Here is a 23,138-nt window from a genome sequence, read left to right on the forward strand (position 1 = left end):
ACACCGTAGATAATCCATGTGTTCAGACTCAGGCATCATAATAATACGATTTACATTTCAAGTGTAACATATTAAAAAATTGGTATATTTACCTTTTAAAACCCTAGCTCTAAAAACGTGACCCCATCGGCTCATTTTCCATTTCTAAGGATAAAGCTTGGGCACCAGCTTCAGCGGGGAGTTCACCAGTTTCCGATCCTAACTTGATCATCAACCTGACTTCATTACTTGAATCTGCATTTCGTAATGCATCTTCGTAAGATATTTCACCAGCTTTATACAAGTCATACAAAGATTGATCGAAAGTTTGCATGCCCAGTTCACGTGAACGTTTCATAACGTCCTTAATTTCTGCTACTTTTCCTTTTTCGATCAAATCGCCAACCAGCGGCGTATTGAGTAAAACTTCAACAGCAACCGCTCGTCCAGATCCATCTTTTTTTGGAATTAACCGTTGCGCTACAACCGCTTTCAGATTTAAAGACAAATCTAGAAACAATTGTTGGTGTCGGTCTTCCGGGAAAAAGTTAATCACCCGCTCCATAGCCTGGTTAGCATTATTAGCATGGAGGGTGGAAAGACACAAATGACCGGTTTCAGCAAAAGAAATACCGTAATCCATAGTATCTCGACTACGGATTTCACCGATCATAATGACATCAGGTGCTTGCCGCAATGAATTTTTCAAGGCAATTTCATATGAGTCTGTGTCGACACCAACTTCACGCTGTGTCACCACACATCCAGCGTGTTTATGATCAAATTCGATCGGATCTTCAATGGTTAAAATGTGACCCGTACTATTTTGATTACGATAACCAATCATTGCCGCCAAGGTGGTGGATTTACCACTACCTGTAGCACCTACAAACATCACCAAGCCGCGTTTGGTCATGGCAAGTTCTTTAATGATCTCCGGAACATGGAGTTCTTCAATGGTGGGGATTTCGCCTTTGACCAAACGTAAAACCATGGCAATACGACTACGCTGATAAAGCGCGCTGACCCGAAAGCGGCCTGCTCCTTTGGTATCAATAGCGTAATTACACTCTTTATCCCGTTCAAAAGTCCGTTTTTGTTCATCGTTCATGGTGCTCAACACCAACTCTCGTGCTTCTTCCTCCGTTAACGGCTCCTGAGAAAGTGTTGCCATACGTCCGTTAACTTTCAATGTGGCTGGACGGCCCGAGGTAATAAAGATATCCGAAGCTTCGTGTTTTACCGCCGCTTTTAATATAGTGACAATTTCCATCATATTCTCCTAACGGAACAAATCCTTGTTCACAGCGCGTGGCAATGCTTCGTGTTTGGTTATTTGTTGTCTACGCAGTAAATCCTGCAAACATTGATCTAATGTCTGCATACCCAATGCGCCACCTGTTTGGATAGAAGAGTACATCTGCGGTACTTTGTCTTCGCGAATCAAATTACGAATAGCCGGAGTACCAATCATGATCTCATGTGCGGCAATTCGGCCGCCGCCAACTTTCTTCAATAATGTTTGTGAGATAACTGCACGTAACGATTCTGACAACATCGAACGTACCATATCTTTTTCCGCTGCCGGGAATACGTCGATAATACGGTCGATGGTTTTTGCCGCTGAGGAAGTATGCAACGTACCAAAGACCAAATGACCCGTTTCAGCGGCAGTCAATGCCAGACGAATCGTTTCCAAATCACGTAACTCACCGACCAGGATAATGTCGGGATCTTCACGTAAGGCACTGCGAAGGGCTTCACTGAACCCATGGGTATCGCGATGTACTTCACGCTGATTAATTAGGCATTTCTTGCTGCGATGAACAAATTCAATAGGATCTTCAATAGTCAGAATATGTTCATTATCTTTTTCATTACGATAATTGATCATCGCCGCCAAAGTCGTTGATTTACCTGAGCCAGTGGGCCCGGTTACTAAAACAATGCCTCGATTATTATCAGAAATTTGTTTGAAAATTTCGGGAGCGCCTAACTCTTCAAGTGTCAAAACAGTTGAAGGAATGGTCCGAAAAACAGCTGCCGCCCCTCTATTCTGATTAAACACATTGACCCGAAAACGTGCCAAGTTAGGAATCTCGAATGAAAAATCCGCTTCCAAAAATTCCTCAAAGTCCTTGCGCTGTCGATCATTCATGATGTCATACACCATGGCATGAACTTCTTTGTGCTCCATAGACGGCAAGTTAATACGTTTTATATCGCCATCAACACGTATCATCGGTGGCTCACCAGCCGAAATGTGCAAATCCGACGCATTGTTTTTTGCACTAAAGGTCAGCAATTCAGTAATATCCATGCACATTCCTTATTCGATAACTACGGCTACCTGTCACTGACAACATAGCGGATACCGCTAAAGGTAGCGCGCTCCACACTGGCTTGCAACATGACAAATTCAAAAACACGCCTGCAATCTGTGATGAACTTCATCAAATTGGCAGAACAACAGGCTAATCGCCCTCAAGACTCCGTTCAATTATTGGCGGTCAGTAAAACCTGGCCAGCATTTAGACTTCGTGAGTTAGCCGAAGCGGGACAAACCCGTTTTGGTGAAAATTACTTGCAGGAAGCATTGGAAAAAATTGCGGCATTAACGGACTTAGCTTTGGAGTGGCATTTTATCGGCCCAGTTCAATCCAATAAAACCCGTGAAATTGCGGCTCATTTTGATTGGGTAGAAAGTGTCGATCGATTAAAAATTGCCCAGCGTTTATCTGACCAACGTCCAGCAAATCTGCCACCACTGAATATTTGTTTGCAGGTTAATATCGATAATGAATCCAGCAAGTCTGGTGTTCAGCCCGATAAGTTAATGGAACTCGCTGCGGCCGTAAGTCAGCTGGATACTATTCGCTTGCGAGGCTTAATGGTCATACCAGCCATTGCAGAAACTATTGAACAACAACTGGATGCTTTTGGCCGAGCGCAACAGCTTTTTTCACAACTAAAAACAGCACATCCCGACGTCGATACATTATCAATGGGTATGTCAGCAGATATGCAAGCGGCTATTACTCAGGGCAGCACAATGGTGAGAATAGGTACCGCTTTGTTTGGTGAGAGGCATACACCCGATAAACAATAACCAGTACACTACACCGATAAGAAGATGTCTCAATGGAGAATGATTAAATGATACCTTGTAAGCTCGCCTTTATCGGCGGTGGAAATATGGCGCGTAGTCTGATTGGCGGTTTAATTGCCAATGGAATGTCTGCTGACAATATCCATGTAGCTGATAAGCAGCCGGACACGCTCAATTCTCTTACCAGTCGCTATCCAGTGCAGACATTCACTGACAATCGCAAAGCCATTGAAGGCGCCGACGTGATTATTGTTGCTGTGAAACCTCAGCAATTACAGGATGTAGTAAAACAACTCAATCCTTACTGGCAAGAACAGCAATTACTGATTTCGATTGCTGCCGGTATTCGCATTGATGACATCAGTCGCTGGTTAGGAAAATCAAATTCTTCCATCGTACGCGCTATGCCAAACACTCCCGCATTAGTCGAAGCGGGTGCTACCGCTCTATTCGCCAATCAATATGTTACTCATCAACAACATGAACTAGCAGAATCCATTTTACGTGCCTGTGGCTTGGCCATCTGGTTGCAAGACGAAAAACATATGGATGCTGTAACTGCTTTATCTGGCAGTGGACCTGCCTATTTCTTTTTGGTGATGGAAGCAATGGAAAAGGCTGCTATTGAACTGGGCCTACCGGAAGAAACGGCCCGATTATTATGTTTGGAAACAGCTTTTGGTGCCGCTAAAATGGCGCTCGAAAGTGGTGAATCTGCGAGAACTTTGCGAAAACAGGTCACTTCCCCTGGCGGCACTACCGAAAGAGCCATTCATGAACTTGAAGATGGGGGGCTGCCCGGCTTATTTGAAAATGCATTAGTGGCGGCAGCATTACGCGCTCGTGAACTGGCCAATGAATTGGGACAAGACCATCATGCCGAATAGTTATTTTTCCAATCCGTTAATGTTTCTGATTGAAACATTATTTCAGCTCTATATGTATATCGTGGCGATTCGTTTACTTTTACCGCTGATTAGAACACCGTTTACGCATCCATTAATACAAACCATTATTCGTATTACCGAACCCTTATGCGCGCCACTTCGCAGTTTTATGCCAAGCTCACGCAAATTTGATTCTGCTGTTTTATTGTTATTAATTCTGGTTACCGTAATCAAACTGACTTTATTGCTTAGTCTGGCAGGAGCCTGGCCGGCATTGACGGGATTAATCTTGTTGACTGTTGCAGAGTTGTTTTCGCTGTTTATCGGTTTATTTACCGTCACCATTATTATTGAAGTTCTGCTCAGCTGGCTAGCGCCTCAAGGTTACAATCCAGTGGCGAGTTTGATTCAGGCAATTAATGCTCCGTTGTTGGATCCAGTGCGCAAAAGAATGCCGTTATTAGGGGGGATTGATTTGTCACCGTTAGTCGTCATATTGGGGCTGCAGGTTCTGTCGATGCTAGTGATGCCCTTATTGCTCGGCCCCGCGTACCCCCAGTATTAATTTTGTTATAGGACACAGTACATTATGTCGGACTCCCTGCCAGCTGACTCTGTCGGATTGGTAATCCCCTCCCATTTGCACATTGATACGCCTTTAGCCTTGGATTGCGGGCGGACGCTGCCACAGTTTGATTTAATTTATGAAACCTATGGCACGTTAAATAGCGATAAAAGTAATGCCATTCTTATTTGCCATGCTCTATCTGGAGATCATCATGCGGCTGGTTTTAATTCTCTAGAAGAACGTAAACCGGGTTGGTGGGATAGCGCTATAGGGCCGGGTAAAGCAATTGATACCAACCATTTTTTTGTGGTGTGTCCGAATAATCTGGGAGGCTGTAAAGGCTCTACTGGCCCAAATACGATTAATCCCGATACGGGTAAATTATATGGGCCTGACTTTCCGATTGTGACAGTTGCGGATTGGGTTAAAAGTCAGGCAATTCTGGCCGACTCATTAGGCATTCACAAATGGGCAGCAGTTGTCGGCGGCAGTTTGGGCGGCATGCAAGCTTTATATTGGGCTATTTCATTGCCGGACCGGGTTGGTCATGCACTAATAATAGCCGCCGCCCCAAAGTTATCTGCTCAGAATATTGCGTTTAATGAAGTGGCGCGCACGGCGATTAAATCGGACCCTGAATTTCACGATGGCCGTTACCAGGAATTTAATACTGTTCCAAGACAAGGATTAGGCCTCGCCAGAATGTTGGGACATATTACCTATCTATCCGATGAGGCGATGGGTGAAAAATTTGGTCGTGAACTACGTAGTGGCAAAATCCAATATGGTTACGATGTTGAATTCCAGATAGAGAGTTATCTGCGTTATCAAAGCTCCAGCTTTGTTGAACGGTTTGATGCCAACACTTATTTGTTAATGACCAAGGCCTTGGATTATTTTGATCCAGCTAAGGAATTTAATGACGATTTAACACAAGCTGCGAAAGCGATTCAGGCTAAATCATTGATCATTTCATTTACTAGTGACTGGCGTTTTTCACCTTTGCGCTCACTAGAAATCGTTGATGCATTGCTCAGTGCAGGAAAGTCCGTAAGTTACGCTGAAATTGAAGCCACCCAAGGTCATGATGCCTTTTTAATGCCGATACCACGCTATATGGAAATCTTTGCCAGCTATATGCAGCAAGTTGCAAAAGAGGTGAAGGGCTGATGACTTTACGTGTTGATTTACAAATAATCAGTGACTGGATTCCCGATAATGCGCATGTTTTAGATCTGGGCTGTGGCAATGGTGCATTGTTGAAACATCTGCAACAACGGAGCGTTACCGGCTACGGACTGGAAATTGATAACAGTAAATTTGCTGAATGCATCAACAGCGGCGTTAACGTAATACAGGCCGATCTGGATGAAGGACTTACGCAATTTTCTGATCAAAGTTTTGATTTCGTCATTCTGTCCCAGACCTTACAGGCGGTAAAAAGACCAGACTTTCTGCTCAGAGAAATTATGCGGGTCGGCAAGCAAGGTATTATCGGTTTTCCTAACTTTGGTCATTGGCAATGCCGATTTCAACTAGGCCTCGGCGGCATGATGCCAGTCTCCAAGAATTTACCGAATGCTTGGTTTGATACCCCGAACATTCATTTATGTACCTTGAAAGATTTTGAAAAGCTCTGTGATCAATATGGTTTTAGTGTGATAAACCGCAGCGTGGTTAATCACGAACATAAAGATACCCTTGGAATCCGCTTGTTACCGAACCTGTTTGGCCAGATTGCTGTTTATTTGATTCATAACGGAAACCCATGAAAGATTACCAACACGCTTTTATCGAATTTGCTTTAGAGACTGGCGTTTTACGCTTCGGCGAGTTCACTTTAAAATCCGGCAGACTCAGTCCATATTTTTTTAATAGTGGTTTATTTAAGAGTGGTGCAACACTGGCGCGTTTAGGCCGTTTTTACGCTCAGGCGATTAGTGAATCGGATCTTGATTATGACGTGTTGTTTGGTCCGGCCTATAAAGGTATTCCATTAGCCTCAACCACGGTTGTCGCACTGGCCGATCAGCACAATCGCGACGTGCCCTATGTGTTTAACCGCAAAGAGAAAAAGGATCATGGCGAGGGCGGACAATTAGTGGGTGCCGAGCTTAAAGGCAAGGTCTTGATTATTGACGATGTGATTTCCGCCGGAACCTCTGTAGGTGAGTCCGTCGATATTATTCTCGCTGCAGGGGCAGAACCAGCAGGTGTCATCATTGCTCTGGATCGTCAGGAACGTGGACAGGGGGAGTTATCCGCTATTCAACAGGTAGAACAAACTCATGGTATTCCTGTTGTGAGCATTATCTGTCTGAACGACTTACTCAGTTATCTGCAGGACAACGCCGAATTAAAACAATACTTACCTTCGGTAAAAGCTTACCGGGAACAATATGGGGTCTAGGGTCTGTTGATCTTTCATATCCGCCTCTGTTGTGACTGAAAATGCACCAATCAAGGCGCGAGGAATGCAGTTTAGTTGTTCTAAATAAATAACTAGTAACGCTGAGTGGTGCATTTTCAGCCACAACCCGAAGGGCTGGGACTATTTTTCCGCCCCACAGAGTTGGAAATGACTTATGTAGAACAACTACATCGCATCATTTCCGCCTTGTGAGACAAAAAAATAGCCTCCAGCAGTGATGGCTCTGAAAGATCAACAGACCCTAGGGCCCCCAAATCAATCTAACAGCAATTAATAAGGTGACAATTTCAAAGCTACGTTTGATCCAGCGGTTGCCCCAGCGTAGTGCTAAATGGGATCCCAGATAACCACCTAGTAACGACCCTAACAATAATGCCGGTAGCCAGTCCCAACGAATTTCACCCAGAATTCCCAAGGTAACAGCACCGGCACCGTTCCAGAATATTCCAACCAGAATCAGCGTATAAGCTACTGCGCGTTGATAATCCATACCAAACCATAGTATCAGCCATATGGTTACAAATAATCCGGTTCCTGACGTCAATGAACCATTAAGAATTCCTAGAAGAAATAACACCGCTGCGCCAATTAGATAGCCACGGCGCTCACGATGAACTGGTAGATAGGTTTGTCCTAAAGCAGGTTTGAATAACGAATAAATACCCAGCGAACCGGTCAATAAGCCCAATGCAATTTCTGCTATTCGGTCTGGAACAAGCAAAATCACACTGCCACCAATAACAACGCCGGGCAAACCAGCCACTAGTATCAATATTACAAAATGACGTTCCAAACGGCTGGTCGACATATAACGCAAGGCCGCACCTAAACCCAGAGCAACACTGGCTACCTTGTGAGTGGCTAAGGCCACTGAAAAGGTTAAGCCAAGAAAGATCAGCACCGGAAACTGGATGAGTCCTGCACCGCCACCACTTAATGCCGAAAAAGTATTTGCCAGCAAAGAAATGACAAACAGAATAAAATGTTCAACAAGGCTCAAATTAACAAGGCTCTCTGGGAAATATAATGATTTCAATACGTTTTGTTGTGATGCTTCTACTTAGCACAACTGTATTTATTGCGACTTCCGTTTCATCGGCACAACTTTACCGCTTTACCGATGAAAACGGTATTCCGACGTTGAGCAAAACATTACCACCAGAAGTTGCCCAGCAAGGTTACGATATTCTGGATGAGAAATCGATGCGAGTGATTGAACGGGTGCCGCCAGCTCCAACAGAAGCTGAGATTGTTGAACGGGAAATACAAAAAAAACTGGATTTAGAATTACAAAAACAGGCTGAAGAAGACGCCAGAAAACAAGCCGAAAAACGTCGTAAACAGGCTATTTACGATCATAATCTGTTATCAGCATATAACACAGAACAAGATTTGCTCGATAAACGTGACAAAGATCTGCAATATCGTGAGAAGCGTATCGATATATTAAAAGCGAAACGTAAAGGATTGCAGCAACGATTGCAGCAAGTGCAAAAACAAGCAGCAGATAATGAATTAAGTGGTGTGGGTCTTAGTGAAAATCTAAAAAGTCGTCTGCAAGCTGCACAACAAGAATTGGACAACAATCAATCTAATATTGAACAGCTACGCACTGAAGTTGAAACACTCAAGATGCAATATGAACTGGATCAACAGCGCCTGCGTGAATTACTGGGAACGACTACGTCTAATTAAACCAACAAATCCAACTGACTCATTAACAATTGGTTCTCGGTACGATTACCAACGCTAATGCGCAAAAACTGATCGATTCTGGGCTTTTTAAAATGACGCACAATGACGCCTTTTTCCCGTAAACCAGCAGCTAGAATAGCTGCATCCTGTTGAGGATGACGGGTAAAGACAAAATTTGCAGCTGAGGGTAAAACTTCAAAACCAAGTTCTATCAACGATTGTGTTAACCACTCACGTTCAGAAATGACTTGTTGCTGACATTGCTTAAAGTAAGCCTCATCTTTATATGCAGCAATGCCTGCTGCAATCGCCAAACTGTCTAGTGGATAAGAATTAAAGCTGTCTTTTACTCTGATCAACGCTTCAATCAAGTCCGGATGCCCTACGGCAAAGCCAATGCGCATTCCAGCTAATGAACGAGACTTCGATAACGTTTGAGTAACCAATAAATTTGGGAAGCGCTGCGTTAATGGAATAGCTGTCTCACCACCAAAATCAATATAGGCCTCATCAATGACCACCACTGAGTCGCGGTTAAACTCAACTAATCGGCGAATATCGTCTAGAGATAATAAACAGCCAGTTGGCGCGTTTGGATTAGGCAAAATAATGCCGCCGTTATCACGCTCGTAATCAGTAATATCAATTTGGAAATCAGCATTCAGCGGTACTAAAACCGAATCTATGTCGTATAGCTGACAATACACAGGATAAAAACTATAGGTAATATCCGGAAACAACACCGGCTTGCCATGTTTGAACAAGGCATTGAACACATGCGCCAATACTTCATCTGAACCATTGCCAACAAACACACATTCTGCCGGCACATTATGATAATCAGCAATCGCCTGCTTTAATGGCCCACCGTCCGGTACCGGATACAACCGTAACTGATCTGTGGTGGCCATACGGATCGCTTCCAACACCTTAGGCGACGGACCAAAGGGATTTTCATTGGTATTGAGCTTAACCAGATTATGGCCACGCGGTTGTTCACCAGGCACATACGGTTGTAACGAATGAACAAAATCACTCCAGAAGCGGCTCATTATTTTTCCTGTAACCGATACTCAGCACTGCGAGCATGTGCCGTGAGACTCTCACCACGCGCCAATACCGATGCAATTTGTCCCAAACTTTGGGCACCTTGTGGAGATACCTGTATTAAGCTTGAACGTTTTTGAAAGTCGTAAACACCCAAAGGTGAACTGAAACGCGCAGTACGCGAAGTCGGCAACACGTGATTTGGTCCAGCACAATAATCACCTAATGCTTCAGGCGTATAACGACCCATGAAAATCGCACCAGCGTGACGTATTTGCTTGGCCATTTCCATTGGTTCGTCGACAGATAGTTCCAAATGCTCTGGGGCAATGTAATTACATACTTCTACTGCCTGTTGCATATCATCAACCAGAATCATTGCACCACGGTTTTTTAGTGACGTTTCAATAATCGCTTTACGTTCCATGGTCGGCAGCAAACGAGCAACTGATTCTTTCACTTGCTGAAGAAATTCAGCATCAGGTGAAATCAGAATAGATTGGGCGTCTTCATCATGTTCGGCCTGTGAGAACAGATCCATGGCAATCCAGTCTGGATCGGTCTTACCATCACAAATCACCAAAATTTCTGATGGCCCGGCAATCATATCGATACCAACAGTACCAAATACCATGCCCTTGGCCGTGGCAACAAAGATATTGCCCGGTCCAACAATCTTATCAACCTGCGGAATGGTTTCAGTACCATATGCCATAGCAGCAACAGCTTGTGCACCACCAATCGCGAAAATACGATCTACACCAGCAATGGCAGCAGCAGCTAGTACTAAATCATTCACTTCATCATCAGGTGTTGGTACCACCATGATTAATTCCTGCACCCCCGCCACTTTGGCTGGAATAGCATTCATCAAAACTGAGGAAGGATAAGCAGCTTTGCCACCTGGTACATATAACCCGGCGCGATCCAGTGGTGTGACTTGCTGGCCCAACAAAGTGCCATCGGCCTCCACGTAATGCCAGGATTCCTGCTTCTGATGTTCGTGATATTGACGTACACGTTCAGCAGCTTTTTCAAGCGCCTGACGCTGTGCAGCAGGGATAGATTCCAGGGCAGCAGCAGCTCGAGACAATGGAATTTCCAGTTCAGCCATCGCAGTTGCTTTAACGCGATCAAATCGTTGACTGTATTCAACTACGGCCTGATCACCACGCTGTTTTACATCTGCCAAAATATTTCGAACTGTATCGGTAATCGCTGCATCAGATACACCTTCCCACGCCAATAGCTCGGATAGCTTGGGCCAGAAGTCAGCTTGCTGAAAATTCAATTCACTAATTTGGGTCATTTTTGCTGCTCTTTTACTGCTTTGCGGATCTGTTCAATAAACTGCTGAATCCGCGCATGCTTGGTTTTCATGGATGCCTTATTGACCACCAAACGCGAACTTATATCCGCGATATGTTCCATGGGAATCAAACCATTCGCGCGCAACGTATTACCGGTATCAACAACATCAACAATACGGTCAGCCATACCCACCAGCGGTGCCAACTCCATGGAGCCATAGAGTTTGATGATCTCGACTTGCTGGCCTTGCTCTGCGTAAAAACGTTTAGTGCTTTCGACAAACTTGGTTGCCACTTTCAACCGGCCTTGCGGTTGTTCTGCATCTACTTTTCCGGCTGTCATCAACTTGCAGCAGGCAATCTTCAGATCCACCGGTTCATAGAGCTCGGCTTCTGGATGTTCCATCAACACATCTTTACCCGCCACACCCATGTCAGCACCACCGTATTCCACATAGGTAGGTACGTCTGAGGCACGTACGATAATGAGTCTGACATCTGGCAAATTGGTTTCCAGAATCAGTTTGCGGCTTTTTTCAGGATCGTCCAATGGCTCAATACCAGCCGCCTTTAATAACGGTAAAGTTTCCTCAAAGATTCGACCTTTGGATAATGCCAGCGTTAACATTTCAGCCATTCGAGGCTACCCTCGCCTGCGTCGGAATACGACGAATGCGTGCGCCTAACTGCTGCAGTTTTTCTTCAATACATTCGTAACCACGGTCGATATGGTAGATACGTTCGACTTGGGTTTCTCCTTCAGCCACCAAAGCTGCCAAAACCAGACAAGCCGACGCCCGTAAATCGGTCGCCATCACTGGAGCTGCAGTCAGTTTTTCCTGGCCTTTGCAGACTACGGTATTACCTTCGATCTGCAAATTAGCGCCCATTCGCTGCATTTCTTGCACATGCATAAAGCGGTTTTCGAATACCGTTTCGACGATGGTTGCCTGACCTTCAGCAATACTATTCAGCGCAGTAAACTGGGCTTGCATATCCGTTGGGAAAGCGGGATAAGGGGCAGTACGAATATTGACGGCTTTCGGACGTCTACCTTCCATATCTAAGGTGATCCAATCCTCACCTACTTCAATTTTTGCACCCGCCTCTTCCAACTTCAGTAACACAGCTTCTAATTGGTTGGCATCAGTATCTTTTAGTTTGACTCGGCCCCGAGTAATCGCGGCAGCAACCAGATAAGTTCCAGTTTCAATACGATCCGGCAGAATCGCGTAATGAGTGCCATTAAGTTTTTCGACACCTTCAATCTGAATCGTTGTTGAACCGGCGCCAGTAATTTTTGCACCCATTTGATTCAGGTATTTAGCCAAATCGACTACTTCGGGTTCACGGGCAGCATTTTCAATAATTGTTGTGCCAGAGGCCAATGTTGCTGCCATCATCAGGTTTTCAGTACCGGTCACGGTAACTTGATCCATAAAGATGTGTGCGCCTTTTAAACCTTTACCGCTGGTAGCACGGATATAACCGTTTTCCACTTTGATTTCTGCACCCATTTGCTCTAGACCACGCAGATGCAGATCCACTGGACGCGAACCAATCGCACAGCCACCAGGCAAAGAGACATCAGCTTTACCAAATTTGGCTAATAAAGGCCCCAAAACCAAGATTGAAGCACGCATGGTTTTGACCAAATCATAAGCTGCTTCGGTAATAGTCAACGTTGAGGGGTCAATCAACACTCCGGAGCGTTCATCTACCGTCAGCGTCACGCCCATGCGGCCTAACAACTCTAGCGTGGTGGTTATGTCATGTAAATGCGGAACATTGCCAATACGCACTGGTGAATCCGCTAACAAGGCGCCCATCAAAATAGGTAACGCTGCGTTCTTTGCACCAGAAATACGGATCTCGCCATCCAGCGCGACACCACCTTTAATAATTAATTTGTCCATGAATTTGCTCTGGAAGAATAAGGGAGTGGATTAGCGAGAGACACCTGTTTTAAGCGATAAGGCATGAACAGCACCACTACTAAAACTGTCGCCTAAAGTCGCTTTAACCATACGGTGTTGTTCAATCAGGGTTTTTCCAGAGAATGACGGACTAAAAACCCGTGCATCAAAATGCTGGCCATCTTCACCAAACACTTCTACATCAGCATCAGGTAAGCCTGCTTCAATCATTACTTTGATATCTGCTGCTTTCATGTTTCACCACTTATATAAATTTATTGCAGAGGAAGAAGTTCTTCCAATCCGCTTGCTTCGGCCATCGCTAACATTTGAGAGGGCATATTAAAATAACGAATCGGCTTGTTTAACTTCTCGGCCTGACGTATCCATTCAATTAATAACGCCAAACCGGCACTATCACTACGAGTTACTTCGCTGAGATCCATATCAAGATTTGCGGTTTCAGCAAATAACTCTTCGGTCATATCAATACCGCTAGCTGCTGTCTTAAAAGTCAGCTCACCCGATACCAGGATGCGTTTAGCTACATCATCAAAAATCAGATTCATCATCTGGCTTTATCGTTGCGTTTTGAAAGGCTTTCAATCAAGGCGTCCATTCCGCTGGTTCTGATATCACGATTGAAAGATGAACGATAATTGGTCACTAGGCTAATGCCTTCAATCTTAACGTCATAAACTTTCCATTCATTGTTTTTATTTTTATAAAGCGCTAATGACATAGGGACAGATGGACCATTAGGCTGAACCACTTCCATCGGTACACTTACCCGGCCTTTTTCGACATCATCACGAAACGGCAGAAAGCGGATTTCTTCATTGGTATATTCCAACATCGCTGTTGCATAAGTTCTAACCAACAACAAACGGAACTCTTCAACAAATTTAGTTTGTTGTTCAGCAGAAGCATCTCTCCAACTCCGCCCTAACGCCAGTCTTGCCATACGTTCAAAATCAAAATGTGGAAACAGAATTTCCTGCACCAGGGTATAAATTTTCTGCGGATCAGTTTCTAATTCGGCTTCATGATCTTTAAGTGCCTTAAGCATATTATCTGATGCTTCTTTCACTAAAGCCTGAGGTTCGGGCATCGCTTGAGCTGACGCACTAAAGGCCAAAAAGCTCAGCATCATTACTGCGAATAACTGGATAACGTTTTGTTTAAGCTTAATCATACTATTCACCTTCTGCAGTACTGTATAAGAACTGACCAATCACCTGTTCCAACACCACCGCCGGTTGAGTTAAATCAATCACATCGCCGTCTTCTAAGAAGAAATCATCCGCGCCTGGTGACAAACTGATGTATTGCTCACCTAAAAGGCCAGCAGTAAAGACACTAGCTGAGGTATCTACCGGTATGTTGTCATACTGTGGATAAATATTAATGGTGACTCTGGCATCATAGGTATCCGGATCCAGTGATATTGATGTCACACGACCAACCCGCACACCAGCCATTGTCACTGGAGAACGTGGTTTTAAACCACCGATATTCTGAAAGTTAGCAACAACTTCATAGCCTTTTTCATCAGTAATATCACCGAGATTACTCACCTTCATCGCCAAGACAAATAAAGCAGCCATACCCGCAGCAACAAACAAACCGACCAGGATCTCGGTACTTCTTTTCGAATTCATTTAAATATCTCCAAACATCAACGCAGTCAGAACAAAGTCCAGGCCTAAAATAGCAAAAGCGGAATGGACAACTGTCCGCGTTGTGGCACGCCCCACTCCTTCAGAAGTTGGTGAAGCATCATAACCTTCAAACAAAGCAATCCATGTAACAACAAAGCCAAAGACAATACTTTTAATAACACCGTTCAGAATATCTTCATACCAGTCGGTTTTAGCCTGCATCTGAGACCAAAAAGCACCATCATCGACACCAAGCAAACCATGACCAACCAGAAATCCGCCTAAAATACCGACAGCACTAAAAATAGCTGCCAGTAATGGCATTGAGATCAGACCAGCCAAAAATCTTGGTGCAATAATGCGACGCATGGGATCAACTGCCATCATCTCCATACCAGACAACTGTTCCGTACTTTTCATTAAACCTATTTCAGCAGTCAGTGCTGATCCTGCTCGCCCAGCAAACAACAAAGCACTCACGACCGGACCAAGCTCTCTTACCAGCGATAATGAAACCAGCACCCCTAGGGATTCTTCGGCACCGAAATCAACCAGCGTATTATACCCCTGCAGGCCTAACACCATGCCGACAAATAAACCGGATATCAAAATAATTAGAATCGATAAAACACCGACGTAAAATAACTGCTGAACAACCAGAGAAAAACGAAATACTGAGCTTGGAATACCTGCCAGCATCTGTATCAGGAACATATGGCCCCGACCAAGTCGCTGAAAGGTATTCAATCCCCAGCGACCAAGGCTACGTAGCAGCTCAATCATTGTTTTTCCTCTGAATTCAACAGGTCTTTTTTAAAGTCATTACCTGGATAATGGAATGGAACGGGGCCATCAGGCAAACCTTGTAAAAACTGTTTCACCCAGTCTGAACCAGAGGTTTTAAGTGTTTCCGGAGTCCCTTTTTCAACCACTTTCCCGCCAGACAATAAGTAAATCTCATCTGCTATTTTGGTGGTTTCAGCCACATCATGTGAGACGATAATACTGGTTAGCCCCATTGCATCATTAAGTCTGCGGATAAGATTAACCAGCGTCCCCATCGAAATGGGATCCTGTCCGGTAAACGGCTCGTCATACATAATCATCATGGGATCCAGCGTAACTGCACGTGCTAAAGCTACCCTTCGAGCCATACCTCCAGACAATTCAGCTGGCATCATATCCCGAGCATTTCGCAAACCAACGGCCTGTAACTTCATTAACACTAAATCACGAATCATCGATTCAGGTAATTTGGTGTGTTCACGTAACGGAAAAGCCACATTTTCGAAAACATTGATATCGGTTAGCAGAGCGCCACTTTGAAACAACATTCCTATGCGCTTGCGCAATTCATATAGTTTTGAGTGGGAAAGTTTATGCACATCCTGACCATCAACTTCAATAGTGCCACGATCCGGTTTAAGCTGGCCGCCGATCAATTTAAGCAGTGTGGTTTTGCCGGTGCCGCTCGGCCCCATGATTGCAGTTACCTTGCCTTGGTAGATATCAATATCCACGCCACTGAAGATAACTTTGTCGCCACGGTTAAAATGCAAATCCCTGATTTTGATCAGTGGTGCCATTATTTTTTGCCGATATCAAATATAAAGACCGCTAATTTTCTTGAATCGCTGATGCTAAGTCAAATCGCTGTGTGGAAAAACCGACGGGTATCGGCTAAAGTGTTGTCGCCATGTTCAATTTCAGGAACTTGTTCAGCCATTGTTGGTTCAAACTTCCTGCAAATGCTTTGGTTAATAACCGAATTAAACGGAGACTTTTAAGAATGAAGAAATTTTTGCAAATTGTTGCGGCTACCGTTATTGCTCTGCCTTTGGTAGCAACTGCTCACGGCCCAACTCGCCAAGAAGTTGATGAGAAAATTATTATTAACGCTGCTCCCGATAAAGTATGGGGTATGCTCAAAGACTTCAGTGCTATTGATAAATGGCATCCAGCAGTAGAAAGCGTTGAAATGAAGGATGATAAGGTTCGTGTTTTAACCTTGAAAAGTGAAGGCAACCCGACCATCACTGAAGAGTTAGAAAAACTGGATGACGAAAAAATGTCTTTGATTTATAAAATCACTGATATGAGTGTTGTCAAAACCATTACGTTCAACAGCAAAGATACTCCTTATTACACCCTGCCAGTTTCTACTTATAAATCTTGGATGTTTGTAAAAGAAGTCGATGGCGGTACAGAAGTAAGATGGCGTGCTAAGTTTTATCGTTCTTTCATGGACAATCCTCCAGTACCAGAAGGTCAATCTGATGCTGAAGCCGTAGAAGCAGTTACCGCTGTTTACAAAAGTGGCTTGGAAAACCTGAAAAACATTATGGAGAAATAATGCGATTTTCTGTAAACGAAAACGCATTTCTGAAAGCGGCCCTTAATCGGGTCGCTTTTTTTGTGCTCACTACTTTTAGCCTGATAGCGTGTGCAGAGCCTGCCAATTATGCGTTTATTACTAATCAACTCAGTAACGATATCAGTGTCATTGATATCGATAAACAAGTCGTTGTCACTACAATTGCCGCAGGTAAAGCCCCTGCAGGGATTGCCCTAAGTCAAGATGGACAAAGAGCCATTGTGACCAACCCCGACAGTCAGAATATTTCCGTATTGGACGCGAGACAATTTACTGAGATCAGTCAGATCCCGGTCGGCCAAGGACCAGTTGGTGTCGCGACAAACCATGATGGCAGTATTGCCTATGTTGCCGATTGGTATGAACATAAAATCAGTGTGGTGGATGTTGATAAGCAACAGATTCGGCAACGCATTGATGTGGGAAAATCTCCGGCTGGCATAATTTACGATGAACCAAGAAATCGTCTTTACGTTGCCAACCGTGATGATAATACGGTGAGCATCATTGATTCGGTTACTGAACAAGTATTGGCAACAGTCAACGTGGGTAAATCACCATTTGGCCTTGCATTGACAGCGGATGGAAAACGACTTTTCAGTGTTAACGTTCAAGATAGCAGTGTAACGATGATTGATACTGAAAGTTTGACCGCTGCAGCAACTATTGAGGTCGGTGAATGGCCGTATTGTGCCGTCAGCAGTCCCGATGGTAAATTTCTTTATGTGACCAATCAGGATGAAAACAGTGTATCTGTTGTGGATATTGCTGCGGGAAAGAGCATCAATACCATCGAGGTTGAAGACAGTCCCGAAGGCATAGATATCACCGCCAATGGTAAGCATTTATATGTATCTAACTGGGGTGATGATAGCGTTTCAGTTATCGACACCACCACCGGGGAACGAATTACCGATATTAAAACTGGGAAAGGTAGCCGCTCTTTTGGTGATTTTATTATCAGCCAATAATCTGCCATGGCAATTCAGATAAATACGCTGGCAGTCACTGATGCTAAATTGAGCGATGAGGCCAGTTTAATCGCTGAAAAATATCAGCTTGAATTGAATATTCTGGATTCTGAGAAAGCACAATTGGTCCTTACTGCTTCCCGGTTGGAAATTCGAGTGCCCCAGCTCGGTGGGCCGGTTTTTATTGATTTTACTGCTGGTAAAAATCAACATCGCCGTCAATTCGGCGGTGGCCGCGGCCAACCGATAGCAAAAGCCGTTGGACTGAAAAAAGGCGCAAATCCCAGTATTATCGATGCAACGGCCGGTTTAGGCAGAGATGCTTTCGTATTTGCCAGTCTTGGTTGTCAGGTCACCTTAGTTGAACAACAACCATTAGTCGCTGCCTTATTGGCTGATGCGATGAAACGAGCACAGACCGATGCAGAGACTGCTGAAATTATTGCGCGCATGCAATTACATCATGGCAATGCTATGGATTATTTAGCCAGCCTCAGCGAAGCAGAAAAGCCAGATGTGGTTTATCTGGATCCAATGTATCCGGCAAGAGAAAAATCGGCTTTGGTGAAAAAGGAAATGCAGCTTTTACATCAGCTGGTTGGGCCTGATAGCAACAGTGAAGATTTACTCAACCTCGCGCGTAAAGTTGCTTTAAAACGGGTGACTGTAAAAAGACCGAAAGGCGCTGATTATTTCGCCAATCAAAAACCACATGTAAGTATTGAAAGTAAAAACACCCGTTACGATATTTATACTGGTTGATTTCTATTAGCGGCGTTGTTTATCCAGCTCTCTCAAATGCGCCAGTTTCTCGGCGATTTTAATTTCCAACCCGCGATTGACCGGCTGATAATATTGCCGTTGCGGCATAGTTTCCGGGAAATAATTTTCTCCCGCCGCATAGGCATCCTGTTCGTCATGGGCGTAGCGGTATTCTTTGCCATAATCTAGTTCTTTCATCAGTTTGGTCGGTGCATTTCGCAGATGTAATGGCACCTCGGCTGAACCAAAGTTTTTGGCATCCTGCATTGCCGCTTTAAAGGCAGTGTAAACAGCATTACTTTTCGGGGCGCAAGCTAAATAAACCACAGCTTGAGCAATCGCTAGCTCGCCTTCCGGGCGGCCCAATTTATCAAAGCTTTCCCACGCATCCAAAGCGATACGTAATCCTCGTGGATCAGCATTACCGATATCTTCCACCGCCATGCGAACAATGCGGCGCATCAGATAAACCGGATCACAGCCACCATCCAACATCCGGCACAGCCAATACAAAGCTCCGTCCGGTGACGAGCCACGGACTGATTTGTGTAACGCCGATATCTGATCGTAAAACGCTTCGCCACCTTTATCAAAGCGTCTCAAGGTGCCGGATAACACCTCAGCCAGATCAGTTTCATCAACTTCGGTTTGCTGTTTACTATCAGCTAGGTCTATGGCGATTTCCAGCAGATTCAATACCCGCCGCCCATCGCCATCAGCAGCTTGTGCTAATTGCTCTCGCAACCTGTCATCCAGTTTGATATCACGTCCTGCCAAACCACGAATACCATCCTGCATTGCACGATCAATGATTAACTTTAAATCGTTGACCTCCAGTGATTTGAGTACGTAAACCCGTGCTCGAGATAACAAGGCATTGTTCAATTCAAAGGAAGGATTTTCAGTGGTGGCACCGATAAAGGTAAAAGTACCATCTTCAACGTAAGGCAAAAAAGCATCTTGCTGAGACTTGTTAAAACGATGCACTTCATCAACAAATAACATGGTGCGTCGACCACGTTCTTGTTGCAGTTGCTTGGCTCGAGTAACAGCTTCACGAACTTCTTTAACGCCAGCTAATACAGCAGAAATACTGATAAATTCTGCATCACAATATCCGGCGATCAGCCGTGCTAAAGTCGTTTTACCGGTACCGGGTGGTCCCCAGAAGATCATTGAGTGTGGCTGACCAGTGGCAATCGCCTGCCTTAAGGGTTTACCTTCGGCCAGTAAATGCTGTTGCCCGATGTATTCATCCAGTGTTTGTGGCCGCATCCGATCAGCCAATGGACGGCCGACTTGTGGATGCAGATTATCAAACAGGCTCATTAGGGAACGTCACCCACCACATCAACACCTTCTGGCGCCGTAAACTGAAATCGTGAAGCAGGCAAATCCGCATTAATTTTGATATTGCTAAAGACCAAACGGGTGCGTTGATCAAAACTATCTACCATCAACATTTCTCGAATGCCATTATCATCAAAAGCCAATGCCACTGTTTGATAATTATTATCAGACTCTTTTGGCACCAATCGAACCCACTGAAGTTGATCTTCTGATTCCAGTTCACGAATATGATATTCCGCTTCCGGCAGTGTATTTCCTGACAATAAGCCCGCAGGCGTTTCGGCTAAAGCTTCATCTTGTAATTTGACAGTGATTTGTTCTAAATCGACATCATAAAACCAAATTCGCTCACCATCAGCAACGATTTGCTGAGGAAAAGGCGTGTCATAATCCCAACGAAATTTCCCAGGCCTGGATAATAAAAACTGACCAGTCGCTTCTTCTAACACCTGACCATCGGTATCGATTACGGTTTGTTGGAAGTCGGCTTCTAACTGAGAGACCTCTTGCACAAACGCATTAAGCTTATCAACCGCCGATTCTGCAAACGCCATTGGTGGCAAAATTAACCATCCAAGCAGCAACCACTGTGTTGCACAGCGTTTAATCATTTTTATACTCCAAATCGTTTTAGGAACAACTAAGACATCAACTGTTACAAACTAATTGCATCAATTGCGTGGTGGTGGAGCTAATACTTCACGACTACCGTTCGTTTGCATCGCCGAAACCACGCCTGCAGCCTCCATAGCTTCCACAATACGGGCCGCACGGTTATAACCAATTTTCAAACGTCGTTGTACGCCAGAAACTGATGCCCGACGGCTTTCGGTGACAATCTGCACTGCCTGGTCATAGAGTGGATCTGATTCGCCATCACTAGCATCACCGATGCCGCTACCACCTTCGCTATCATCATCGGAATTATCCTGGGTAATTTCTTCCAGATAGTTCGGGCCGCCCTGAGTTTTTAAGAAATTGACTACAGCATGTACTTCATGATCATCGACAAAGGCGCCATGTACCCGCTCAGGCAATCCACTGCCAGGTGGCAGATACAACATATCGCCCTGCCCTAATAACTGCTCTGCGCCCATCTGATCAAGAATAGTGCGCGAATCAATTCGCGACGATACCTGAAAAGCCATGCGCGTCGGGATATTGGCTTTAATCAAACCGGTAATAACATCCACCGATGGTCTTTGAGTTGCCAGAATTAAATGAATACCGGCAGCACGAGCTTTTTGTGCCAGTCGAGCAATCAGTTCTTCAACCTGTTTACCGACTACCATCATCATATCGGCTAATTCATCGATGATGACTACGATAAATGGCAGGGTTTCTAAAGTAGGAATCGGTTCACCGGGCAATACTTCAGCCATTGGGTCTGGAATTGGTTCGCCACTATCAATGGCGTCCTGCACTTTCTTGTTATAACCAGCAATATTACGCACGCCTAATGCCGCCATAAGCGGATAGCGTCTTTCCATTTCCGCGACACACCACCGCAACGCATTGGCGGCTTCTTTCATATCGGTAACGACAGGTGTCAACAAATGCGGAATATCTTCGTAAATCGATAATTCCAGCATTTTCGGGTCGACCATGATCAGGCGAACTTCTTTAGGTGTGGCTTTGTATAACAAGCTCAAAATCATCGCATTTACTGCGACTGATTTACCCGAACCGGTGGTACCGGCCACCAACAGATGTGGCATTTTTTCAAGGTTGGCCACCACAGGTCTGCCAGCAATATCTTTACCCAAGGCCATGACCAATGGTGATTTGCTGTTTTCATAATCACTACAGGCCAGAATTTCTCGTAACCGAACCACTTCACGAATTTCATTGGGGATTTCCAAACCAACAAACGGTTTGCCTGGAATAATTTCAACAATACGTACACTGGTAATCGATAAAGCTCGGGCCAAATCTTTTGCCAGACCACTGATGCGACTGACTTTAATACCGGCGGCAGGTTGTAATTCAAAGCGAGTAACCACAGGGCCTGGTTGAACTTCGACCACCTGTACTTCCACACCGAAATCTTTTAACTTCAACTCGACCAAACGCGATAATGCCTGCAACACTTCTTCGCTATATCCAGCAGTGACCGCTTTAGGCAAATCAAGGAGAGATAACGTCGGCATTCCCGGCGCATCAGGCGTTTCAAATAAGGGTTGTTGACGTTCTTTTTCTTCTCGTTTGCTCGGTTCTTTCACTTGCAATTGAGGCTCAACACGCACTTTGGCTTTATGCTGCATTTTTTCTTTCTGCGCGATAAAGGTTTCTTCACGTTGCTGGCGGGTGCGGCGAACTTGCAGATTTCCCTGTAACTCACGGCTCCAACGGGCAACATGGATTAATACCACCATCGCCATAGCACCCAATCGGTCAATCACCATCAACCAAGATAAGCCGGTAAATAACGTCACCCCGGTCAACAACAGCGCCAATAACAATAAACTGGTGCCGGAAGCGCCAAATACCGATTCAAATCCATGACCAACTACTTCGCCCAATACACCACCAGCACCCAAAGGCAACAATCCGGCGTAATCAACCAAACTTAATGATGACAACCCGCTGGCAGCGGCTAATGCCATCACCAAACCAACTGATTTCAATACCCAGAAATGTAACGCATCATCACCATCAGCGCGCTTGCCCCAACTAAATAAAAGCCAACCACTAAAGCCCAACATTAAGGGCGCAAGATAGGCAGGAAAACCAAACCCATACAACAATGCATCCGCAAGCCATGCGCCAACGATGCCGCCACTGTTGGCAATCAGGTCATCCGTTCCGGTGGTGGACCAGCCGGGGTCAGTAGGTTCGTAAGTTACTAAAGACAGTAATAAATAAGCAGCTAATGCCAGCGCCAAGATCAGTGCTGCTTCGCGAAGTCGGAATCCGACTGCGCCAGCGGTGACTTCCGCTTTATTTTTGTCGTTTGCCCGTGTCGCTTGTGCCAATGTGATAATTCCAATGAAGCCAATTGATTAAGCGCAGATTCTAACACAGGTTTTAGCAGCTGATGCTTGTCCAAAGGCAAAGCAATGGGTACTCTAATCGCCT

Annotated in this window: 26 protein-coding genes; 10 read left to right on the forward strand and 16 right to left on the reverse strand. The window is 44.8% G+C overall.

The window, feature by feature from the left end:
• Positions 1-109: 109 nt before the first annotated feature.
• Both ACN0V2_RS04700 and ACN0V2_RS04705 read right to left on the reverse strand, forming a co-directional pair.
• Entirely contained in the window at positions 110-1,252 is a 1,143-nt protein-coding gene (locus ACN0V2_RS04700) for a PilT/PilU family type 4a pilus ATPase (protein ID WP_417549726.1), read from the reverse strand.
• A 9-nt stretch (positions 1,253-1,261) separates the two neighbouring features.
• Positions 1,262-2,299, reverse strand: a complete 1,038-nt coding sequence (locus ACN0V2_RS04705) for a type IV pilus twitching motility protein PilT (RefSeq protein WP_417549634.1) — start codon at positions 2,297-2,299, stop codon at positions 1,262-1,264.
• A gap of 90 nt (positions 2,300-2,389) precedes the next feature.
• On the opposite strand from ACN0V2_RS04705, the gene ACN0V2_RS04710 reads away from it, so the two are divergent.
• From ACN0V2_RS04710 to pyrE, 6 genes are read left to right on the forward strand one after another with little or no spacing between them, the layout of a single operon-like run.
• A complete protein-coding gene (locus ACN0V2_RS04710) occupies positions 2,390-3,088 on the forward strand; it encodes a YggS family pyridoxal phosphate-dependent enzyme (protein ID WP_417549635.1) in 699 nt (232 codons plus the stop codon).
• A gap of 47 nt (positions 3,089-3,135) precedes the next feature.
• The gene (gene proC / locus ACN0V2_RS04715) at positions 3,136-3,975 is read left to right on the forward strand and encodes a pyrroline-5-carboxylate reductase (RefSeq protein WP_417549636.1); all 840 of its coding nucleotides are present in this window, start codon (positions 3,136-3,138) and stop codon (positions 3,973-3,975) included.
• Entirely contained in the window at positions 3,965-4,540 is a 576-nt protein-coding gene (locus ACN0V2_RS04720) for a YggT family protein (RefSeq protein WP_417549637.1), read from the forward strand. The genes proC and ACN0V2_RS04720 overlap by 11 nt, the downstream gene beginning before the upstream one ends.
• 24 nt (positions 4,541-4,564) lie before the next feature.
• Complete coding sequence (metX, locus tag ACN0V2_RS04725; protein ID WP_417549638.1) at positions 4,565-5,713, forward strand: homoserine O-succinyltransferase MetX; 1,149 nt, start codon at positions 4,565-4,567, stop codon at positions 5,711-5,713.
• Positions 5,713-6,315 carry a methionine biosynthesis protein MetW gene (metW, locus tag ACN0V2_RS04730; protein ID WP_417549639.1) on the forward strand — a complete coding sequence of 201 codons (603 nt, stop codon included), beginning with the start codon at positions 5,713-5,715 and terminating at the stop codon, positions 6,313-6,315. Before metX ends, metW begins: the two co-directional genes overlap by 1 nt.
• Positions 6,312-6,953, forward strand: coding sequence for an orotate phosphoribosyltransferase (gene pyrE / locus ACN0V2_RS04735; protein WP_417549640.1), 642 nt, complete (start codon positions 6,312-6,314; stop codon positions 6,951-6,953). Before metW ends, pyrE begins: the two co-directional genes overlap by 4 nt.
• Before the next feature lie 262 nt (positions 6,954-7,215).
• Here the strand turns inward: pyrE and ACN0V2_RS04740 are convergent, their stop codons facing one another.
• Positions 7,216-7,974 (reverse strand): sulfite exporter TauE/SafE family protein, encoded by a 759-nt coding sequence (locus ACN0V2_RS04740; RefSeq protein ID WP_417549641.1) that lies wholly within the window; start codon positions 7,972-7,974, stop codon positions 7,216-7,218.
• 26 nt (positions 7,975-8,000) lie between these two features.
• On the opposite strand from ACN0V2_RS04740, the gene ACN0V2_RS04745 reads away from it, so the two are divergent.
• Positions 8,001-8,669 carry a DUF4124 domain-containing protein gene (locus tag ACN0V2_RS04745; RefSeq protein WP_417549642.1) on the forward strand — a complete coding sequence of 223 codons (669 nt, stop codon included), beginning with the start codon at positions 8,001-8,003 and terminating at the stop codon, positions 8,667-8,669.
• Here ACN0V2_RS04745 and hisC read toward each other — a convergent pair.
• From hisC to ACN0V2_RS04795, 10 genes are read right to left on the reverse strand one after another with little or no spacing between them, the layout of a single operon-like run.
• The gene (gene hisC / locus ACN0V2_RS04750; RefSeq protein ID WP_417549643.1) at positions 8,666-9,721 is read right to left on the reverse strand and encodes a histidinol-phosphate transaminase; all 1,056 of its coding nucleotides are present in this window, start codon (positions 9,719-9,721) and stop codon (positions 8,666-8,668) included. The two genes, ACN0V2_RS04745 and hisC, sit on opposite strands and share 4 nt — an antisense overlap.
• On the reverse strand, positions 9,721-11,025 hold the full coding sequence (gene hisD / locus ACN0V2_RS04755; RefSeq protein WP_417549644.1) for a histidinol dehydrogenase: 1,305 nt from the start codon (positions 11,023-11,025) through the stop codon (positions 9,721-9,723). Before hisD ends, hisC begins: the two co-directional genes overlap by 1 nt.
• Positions 11,022-11,654, reverse strand: a complete 633-nt coding sequence (hisG, locus tag ACN0V2_RS04760; RefSeq protein WP_417549727.1) for an ATP phosphoribosyltransferase — start codon at positions 11,652-11,654, stop codon at positions 11,022-11,024. The genes hisD and hisG overlap by 4 nt, the downstream gene beginning before the upstream one ends.
• A gap of 1 nt (position 11,655) precedes the next feature.
• A complete protein-coding gene (murA, locus tag ACN0V2_RS04765) occupies positions 11,656-12,942 on the reverse strand; it encodes a UDP-N-acetylglucosamine 1-carboxyvinyltransferase (protein WP_417549645.1) in 1,287 nt (428 codons plus the stop codon).
• 30 nt (positions 12,943-12,972) lie between these two features.
• The gene (locus ACN0V2_RS04770) at positions 12,973-13,197 is read right to left on the reverse strand and encodes a BolA family protein (RefSeq protein WP_417549646.1); all 225 of its coding nucleotides are present in this window, start codon (positions 13,195-13,197) and stop codon (positions 12,973-12,975) included.
• Between the two features lie 20 nt (positions 13,198-13,217).
• Positions 13,218-13,514 carry an STAS domain-containing protein gene (locus ACN0V2_RS04775; RefSeq protein WP_417549647.1) on the reverse strand — a complete coding sequence of 99 codons (297 nt, stop codon included), beginning with the start codon at positions 13,512-13,514 and terminating at the stop codon, positions 13,218-13,220.
• On the reverse strand, positions 13,511-14,137 hold the full coding sequence (locus ACN0V2_RS04780) for an MlaC/ttg2D family ABC transporter substrate-binding protein (RefSeq protein WP_417549648.1): 627 nt from the start codon (positions 14,135-14,137) through the stop codon (positions 13,511-13,513). The genes ACN0V2_RS04775 and ACN0V2_RS04780 overlap by 4 nt, the downstream gene beginning before the upstream one ends.
• Position 14,138: 1 nt before the next feature.
• The gene (gene mlaD / locus ACN0V2_RS04785) at positions 14,139-14,603 is read right to left on the reverse strand and encodes an outer membrane lipid asymmetry maintenance protein MlaD (RefSeq protein WP_417549649.1); all 465 of its coding nucleotides are present in this window, start codon (positions 14,601-14,603) and stop codon (positions 14,139-14,141) included.
• Entirely contained in the window at positions 14,604-15,386 is a 783-nt protein-coding gene (gene mlaE / locus ACN0V2_RS04790; RefSeq protein ID WP_417549650.1) for a lipid asymmetry maintenance ABC transporter permease subunit MlaE, read from the reverse strand.
• On the reverse strand, positions 15,383-16,189 hold the full coding sequence (locus tag ACN0V2_RS04795) for an ABC transporter ATP-binding protein (RefSeq protein ID WP_417549651.1): 807 nt from the start codon (positions 16,187-16,189) through the stop codon (positions 15,383-15,385). Before ACN0V2_RS04795 ends, mlaE begins: the two co-directional genes overlap by 4 nt.
• A 203-nt stretch (positions 16,190-16,392) precedes the next feature.
• Here ACN0V2_RS04795 and ACN0V2_RS04800 point away from each other — a divergent pair, with 203 nt between their 5' ends.
• Genes ACN0V2_RS04800 through ACN0V2_RS04810 form a run of 3 tightly spaced genes read left to right on the forward strand, consistent with a single transcriptional unit; the run spans position 16,393 to position 18,710 of the window.
• Positions 16,393-16,956, forward strand: coding sequence for an SRPBCC family protein (locus ACN0V2_RS04800; protein WP_417549652.1), 564 nt, complete (start codon positions 16,393-16,395; stop codon positions 16,954-16,956).
• Positions 16,956-17,948, forward strand: coding sequence for a beta-propeller fold lactonase family protein (locus tag ACN0V2_RS04805; protein ID WP_417549653.1), 993 nt, complete (start codon positions 16,956-16,958; stop codon positions 17,946-17,948). Before ACN0V2_RS04800 ends, ACN0V2_RS04805 begins: the two co-directional genes overlap by 1 nt.
• 6 nt (positions 17,949-17,954) lie before the next feature.
• A complete protein-coding gene (locus tag ACN0V2_RS04810) occupies positions 17,955-18,710 on the forward strand; it encodes a class I SAM-dependent methyltransferase (RefSeq protein ID WP_417549654.1) in 756 nt (251 codons plus the stop codon).
• A 6-nt stretch (positions 18,711-18,716) separates the two neighbouring features.
• Here ACN0V2_RS04810 and ACN0V2_RS04815 read toward each other — a convergent pair whose 3' ends face one another.
• From ACN0V2_RS04815 to ACN0V2_RS04825, 3 genes are read right to left on the reverse strand one after another with little or no spacing between them, the layout of a single operon-like run.
• Positions 18,717-20,039, reverse strand: coding sequence for a replication-associated recombination protein A (locus ACN0V2_RS04815; RefSeq protein WP_417549655.1), 1,323 nt, complete (start codon positions 20,037-20,039; stop codon positions 18,717-18,719).
• Positions 20,039-20,671, reverse strand: coding sequence for an outer membrane lipoprotein chaperone LolA (gene lolA / locus ACN0V2_RS04820; RefSeq protein ID WP_417549656.1), 633 nt, complete (start codon positions 20,669-20,671; stop codon positions 20,039-20,041). Before lolA ends, ACN0V2_RS04815 begins: the two co-directional genes overlap by 1 nt.
• 60 nt (positions 20,672-20,731) lie before the next feature.
• On the reverse strand, positions 20,732-23,035 hold the full coding sequence (locus ACN0V2_RS04825; protein WP_417549657.1) for a DNA translocase FtsK: 2,304 nt from the start codon (positions 23,033-23,035) through the stop codon (positions 20,732-20,734).
• Positions 23,036-23,138: the final 103 nt, after the last annotated feature.

The sequence above is a fragment of the Methylophaga sp. genome (assembly GCF_048266885.1).
Classification (GTDB): Bacteria; Pseudomonadota; Gammaproteobacteria; order Nitrosococcales; family Methylophagaceae; genus Methylophaga.

Bases quoted from the DNA above. Each gene is read 5' to 3' on its own strand.
- ACN0V2_RS04705 (WP_417549634.1), bottom strand. From the start codon at position 2,299: ATGGATATTACTGAATTGCTGACCTTTAGTGCAAAAAACAATGCGTCG.
- pyrE (WP_417549640.1), top strand. From the start codon at position 6,312: ATGAAAGATTACCAACACGCTTTTATCGAATTTGCTTTAGAGACTGGC.
- mlaE (WP_417549650.1), bottom strand. From the start codon at position 15,386: ATGATTGAGCTGCTACGTAGCCTTGGTCGCTGGGGATTGAATACCTTT.
- ACN0V2_RS04770 (WP_417549646.1), bottom strand. From the start codon at position 13,197: ATGAAAGCAGCAGATATCAAAGTAATGATTGAAGCAGGCTTACCTGAT.
- mlaD (WP_417549649.1), bottom strand. From the start codon at position 14,603: ATGAATTCGAAAAGAAGTACCGAGATCCTGGTCGGTTTGTTTGTTGCT.
- ACN0V2_RS04810 (WP_417549654.1), top strand. From the start codon at position 17,955: ATGGCAATTCAGATAAATACGCTGGCAGTCACTGATGCTAAATTGAGC.
- proC (WP_417549636.1), top strand. From the start codon at position 3,136: ATGATACCTTGTAAGCTCGCCTTTATCGGCGGTGGAAATATGGCGCGT.
- ACN0V2_RS04815 (WP_417549655.1), bottom strand. From the start codon at position 20,039: ATGAGCCTGTTTGATAATCTGCATCCACAAGTCGGCCGTCCATTGGCT.
- ACN0V2_RS04775 (WP_417549647.1), bottom strand. From the start codon at position 13,514: ATGATGAATCTGATTTTTGATGATGTAGCTAAACGCATCCTGGTATCG.
- ACN0V2_RS04795 (WP_417549651.1), bottom strand. From the start codon at position 16,189: ATGGCACCACTGATCAAAATCAGGGATTTGCATTTTAACCGTGGCGAC.
- hisG (WP_417549727.1), bottom strand. From the start codon at position 11,654: ATGTTAACGCTGGCATTATCCAAAGGTCGAATCTTTGAGGAAACTTTA.
- murA (WP_417549645.1), bottom strand. From the start codon at position 12,942: ATGGACAAATTAATTATTAAAGGTGGTGTCGCGCTGGATGGCGAGATC.
- metX (WP_417549638.1), top strand. From the start codon at position 4,565: ATGTCGGACTCCCTGCCAGCTGACTCTGTCGGATTGGTAATCCCCTCC.
- ACN0V2_RS04710 (WP_417549635.1), top strand. From the start codon at position 2,390: ATGACAAATTCAAAAACACGCCTGCAATCTGTGATGAACTTCATCAAA.
- ACN0V2_RS04805 (WP_417549653.1), top strand. From the start codon at position 16,956: ATGCGATTTTCTGTAAACGAAAACGCATTTCTGAAAGCGGCCCTTAAT.
- ACN0V2_RS04745 (WP_417549642.1), top strand. From the start codon at position 8,001: ATGATTTCAATACGTTTTGTTGTGATGCTTCTACTTAGCACAACTGTA.
- lolA (WP_417549656.1), bottom strand. From the start codon at position 20,671: ATGATTAAACGCTGTGCAACACAGTGGTTGCTGCTTGGATGGTTAATT.
- ACN0V2_RS04800 (WP_417549652.1), top strand. From the start codon at position 16,393: ATGAAGAAATTTTTGCAAATTGTTGCGGCTACCGTTATTGCTCTGCCT.
- ACN0V2_RS04700 (WP_417549726.1), bottom strand. From the start codon at position 1,252: ATGGAAATTGTCACTATATTAAAAGCGGCGGTAAAACACGAAGCTTCG.
- hisC (WP_417549643.1), bottom strand. From the start codon at position 9,721: ATGAGCCGCTTCTGGAGTGATTTTGTTCATTCGTTACAACCGTATGTG.
- metW (WP_417549639.1), top strand. From the start codon at position 5,713: ATGACTTTACGTGTTGATTTACAAATAATCAGTGACTGGATTCCCGAT.
- hisD (WP_417549644.1), bottom strand. From the start codon at position 11,025: ATGACCCAAATTAGTGAATTGAATTTTCAGCAAGCTGACTTCTGGCCC.
- ACN0V2_RS04720 (WP_417549637.1), top strand. From the start codon at position 3,965: ATGCCGAATAGTTATTTTTCCAATCCGTTAATGTTTCTGATTGAAACA.
- ACN0V2_RS04780 (WP_417549648.1), bottom strand. From the start codon at position 14,137: ATGATTAAGCTTAAACAAAACGTTATCCAGTTATTCGCAGTAATGATG.